This is a genomic window from Microcoleus sp. PH2017_05_CCC_O_A, from assembly GCF_020738785.1.
Classification (GTDB): domain Bacteria; phylum Cyanobacteriota; class Cyanobacteriia; order Cyanobacteriales; family Microcoleaceae; genus Microcoleus.
Genome location: NZ_JAEQCB010000275.1, coordinates 1 through 3,293, shown reverse-complemented (window position 1 = coordinate 3,293; position 3,293 = coordinate 1). Strand labels below are relative to the sequence as shown.

The window sequence follows — 3,293 nt, the reverse complement described above, 5'->3', positions numbered from 1 at the left end:
AAAAAAGCCTCAAATGATTGCAGAGCAATTATTTGAGGTTTTGAGAATTCTGAATTCTTTTGAAATTAAATCCGATCGAATATCTGCGGAATGTGGGTTTAAAGGCTAATTCGTCAATTTCAACAAAACGATTCTCGGTGGATTTAATGATGTGCCTCTCTGCTAGTTGCATTCAGACTCTCCATTTTTGGACGATCGCAATAATTCTCTCAGTTGACCATTTTGACTATATGATACTACTATTGCTTACTACTGCTTACAAACTTAATAAAGTTTTATAATACCGTCTTTTAGGGAAATTTGATCGAAAATTTCGCTGGAAAATCATGGCGGGCGATCGGGCCCGGTGGTGTTGCTGCTCGATCGAGACCGCCAAACTGTAAAATGAACGCTTGTATATAAGTTATGTAGAGCAGGAGAACAATTTCAGTGGCAATAGAAGTAGGTCAGAGAGTTAAGGTACGCCGTCTCAGAGATCGGATACCTGCAAATATGGTGGGCAAGATAAAGGAAAATCCAGTAGGCACTGTTGACGGATTCAGAATGGTTGATGGCAGCGGAGTAGGCGTGGTTGTCAAGTTTGACGGTTTTGCGACTTGGTTCTTTGAAGATGAGCTAGAAGCAGTTTAGTAGAAGGCCGTTGTCAGTGGGCAGTGGGCAGTTGTTAGTTGTCAGTTGTCAGTTGTTATTGGTAGCAGCTAACAACTCACACATCAGGAATCAGAAAGAACAACTACCTACTGCCCACTGCCCACAGCCCACTAACCACTGACAACTACCCACTGACAACTGACAACTCTGGCTGAAGGTTGCGCTTAAATGTTAAGTAGTAAGCTTTGGCACTGAGAACAGAAAATGGCTTTGATTTTGACATTTTTGGGCAAAGGCGGCACTGGCCGCAGCACGATCGCGATCGCAACAGCTAAAAAATATGCGGCTCAAGGCAAGCGAGTTCTGCTACTCGGCCAAGATCCGGGGCCTGCATTGGGTATTCTGCTAGGGGTTCCCCTGACTCCCACGCCACAGGAAATCGCCCCCAACTTCAAAGCAGTTCAGGTGAACAGCGCGCCGCTGCTAGAACGCAGGTGGGACGAAATTAAACAACTAGAAGCTCAATATGTCCGCACTCCGTTTTTCAAGCAGATTTACGGGCAAGAATTGGGAGTGTTACCGGGGATGGACAGCGCGCTGGCGTTGAACGAACTTCGGGAATACGACGACAGCAAACAATACGATGTCATTGTGTATGACGGCAGCGGCGGCATGGATACGCTGCGGATGTTGGGAATGCCGGAAATTTTGAGCTGGTACATCCGTCGCTTCCGCCAAGCGTTGGTAGATTCGGATTTGGGGAAAGCTTTGTCGCCTTTTATTCAACCGGTTGTCAGTACCGTGTTGACGGTGGATATGTCGGGAGACAATGCTTTTCAATCTACCAAGCAAGTCGATAATCTGTTGGATAAGGGTAAGGAAGCGCTGGCAGATCCGAACCGCACCGCCGCTTATTTGGTGACGACTGGGGATGCAAGTGCGATCGGCACTGCGCGCTATTTGTGGGGAAGTTCTCAACAAATTGGTTTAACTGTCGGCGGTGTGATTGTCAATCAAGCACCGCTTACAGAAACGATTGCTGCTGATTTCGATCCTTTGACAGCAGTTTCTGTGCCGGCCCACAGCGATAATAATTGGCAGCCGTTAATTGATGCTTTGCCAGATTTTTCTGAAGCTGGGAAAGCTCCTAAACCGATTAACATCAACACTGCACAGCGTCTAGTTAGTTTGTTTTTGCCTGGGTTTGACAAGAAAGAAATTAAATTGATTCAATCCGGGCCGGAAGTGACGATCGAAGCGGGCGATCAGCGGCGCAATATCTTGCTTCCTCCGGCGCTAACTGGAAAATCTGTCACAGGTGCTAAATTCCAGAATGGTTACTTGATTATTTCTTTTTAGCAGTTAAGTTGTTCGGGATTTTGGGTAAATTTTGGAACGGGCAAGATGCCCGTTCCACATTATTTTTATTAGTAGTTGTATGGGGTACGTTGTTGGGCTTGGGCCCTATACGTTTAAATGGTTATATAAGCTGTCAGTCATACCTCATCTTTCCGAGAAAGGCTATAATTTAGGGATTTTTCATGGATCCGCACCCTACGACCACAAACACTGAAAATTATCGATAAATCTTGGAAAATACGATCGCCCGCAGTGCGTCTATAATATAAAATCATTAGCAAATTTGGGAAAACAGCAATGGTTACACAACTGCAATCTCCCGACCAACAAAACATCGTATACCCTGACGATAACGGAGAACCAATGTCAGACAATACTGAGCAGTTTCGATTAATCGTTTGGATTAAGGAAAATTCCGAACTATTGTTTGCGAATGACCCGAATGTTTTCGTAGCCGGCGACTTGCTTTGGTATCCCGTTGAAAGAAATAATAAACTTTGCCAAGCACCAGATGTGATGGTAGTTTTTGGTAGACCAAAAGGATATCGAGGTTCCTATCAACAGTGGAATGAAGATAATATTCCGCCGCAAGTCGTTTTTGAAATTTGGTCGCCGGGAAATCGGCCTGCTCCGATGATTCAAAAGTTCAAATTTTACGAACGTTACGGCGTGGAAGAATACTATTTGTACGACCCACAAACATTAGAATTGACAGGATGGCAGCGGGTTGAGGAAGAGTTAGAGGCGATCGAACAAATAGACGGTTGGATCAGTCCGAGATTGGGCGTGCGGTTCCAATTATCTGAAACCGGACTCGAAATGTTCGGGCCAAACGGAGAAGCATTTATGAGTTTTGTGGAACTCGCTCAACTGCGGCGCCAAGCGGAAGCACAAGCGACTGAAGCAGAGCAACTGCGACAACAAGCAGAGGAACGGGCGACTGAGGCTGAAACTTTGCTCGAGCAAGAACGATCGCGATCGCAAGCCTTAGAAGCTCAACTCCGAGCAATGGGAATCGATCCAAATCAATTGCAATAGATGATTGGGCAATTTAAACGCCGATTTAAATCGCGTACATAATCTCCGTAGATACTGTCTTGACCTGTCAAGGGGTGGCGATCGCATAATTAGGGCTTGCTGAAAAAGTCAGAAAACAGCATTTAGAAAGATGAGTGAATTTGAGATCGCCTCGACAATATAAGTTGTGTTAATTTTATGATGGCAAAACATAGCTTTTACCAATGATTTAAGCCAAAAAACATCAAAAAAGGTTTTTGTTATGAAATAGACAGAAAAAAAGCCAAAAAGCCTGCCGTACCCTGGCAGAAAGATTCATCACCAGA

The 3,293-nt window shown here is 44.9% G+C and carries 3 protein-coding genes; all 3 read left to right on the top strand.

Annotated features, from left to right (window positions below; genetic code table 11):
• Positions 1-429 precede the first annotated feature (429 nt).
• The 3 genes from JGK20_RS33630 to JGK20_RS33620 all read left to right on the top strand — a co-directional run bounded on the left by JGK20_RS33630 (position 430) and on the right by JGK20_RS33620 (position 2,988).
• On the top strand, positions 430-630 hold the full coding sequence (locus JGK20_RS33630; RefSeq protein ID WP_293155850.1) for a DUF2862 domain-containing protein: 201 nt from the start codon (positions 430-432) through the stop codon (positions 628-630).
• A gap of 225 nt (positions 631-855) precedes the next feature.
• On the top strand, positions 856-1,950 hold the full coding sequence (locus tag JGK20_RS33625) for an ArsA family ATPase (protein ID WP_293187171.1): 1,095 nt from the start codon (positions 856-858) through the stop codon (positions 1,948-1,950).
• Positions 1,951-2,247: 297 nt separating this feature from the next.
• On the top strand, positions 2,248-2,988 hold the full coding sequence (locus JGK20_RS33620; protein WP_293193981.1) for a Uma2 family endonuclease: 741 nt from the start codon (positions 2,248-2,250) through the stop codon (positions 2,986-2,988).
• The last annotated feature ends 305 nt before the right edge of the window (positions 2,989-3,293 follow it).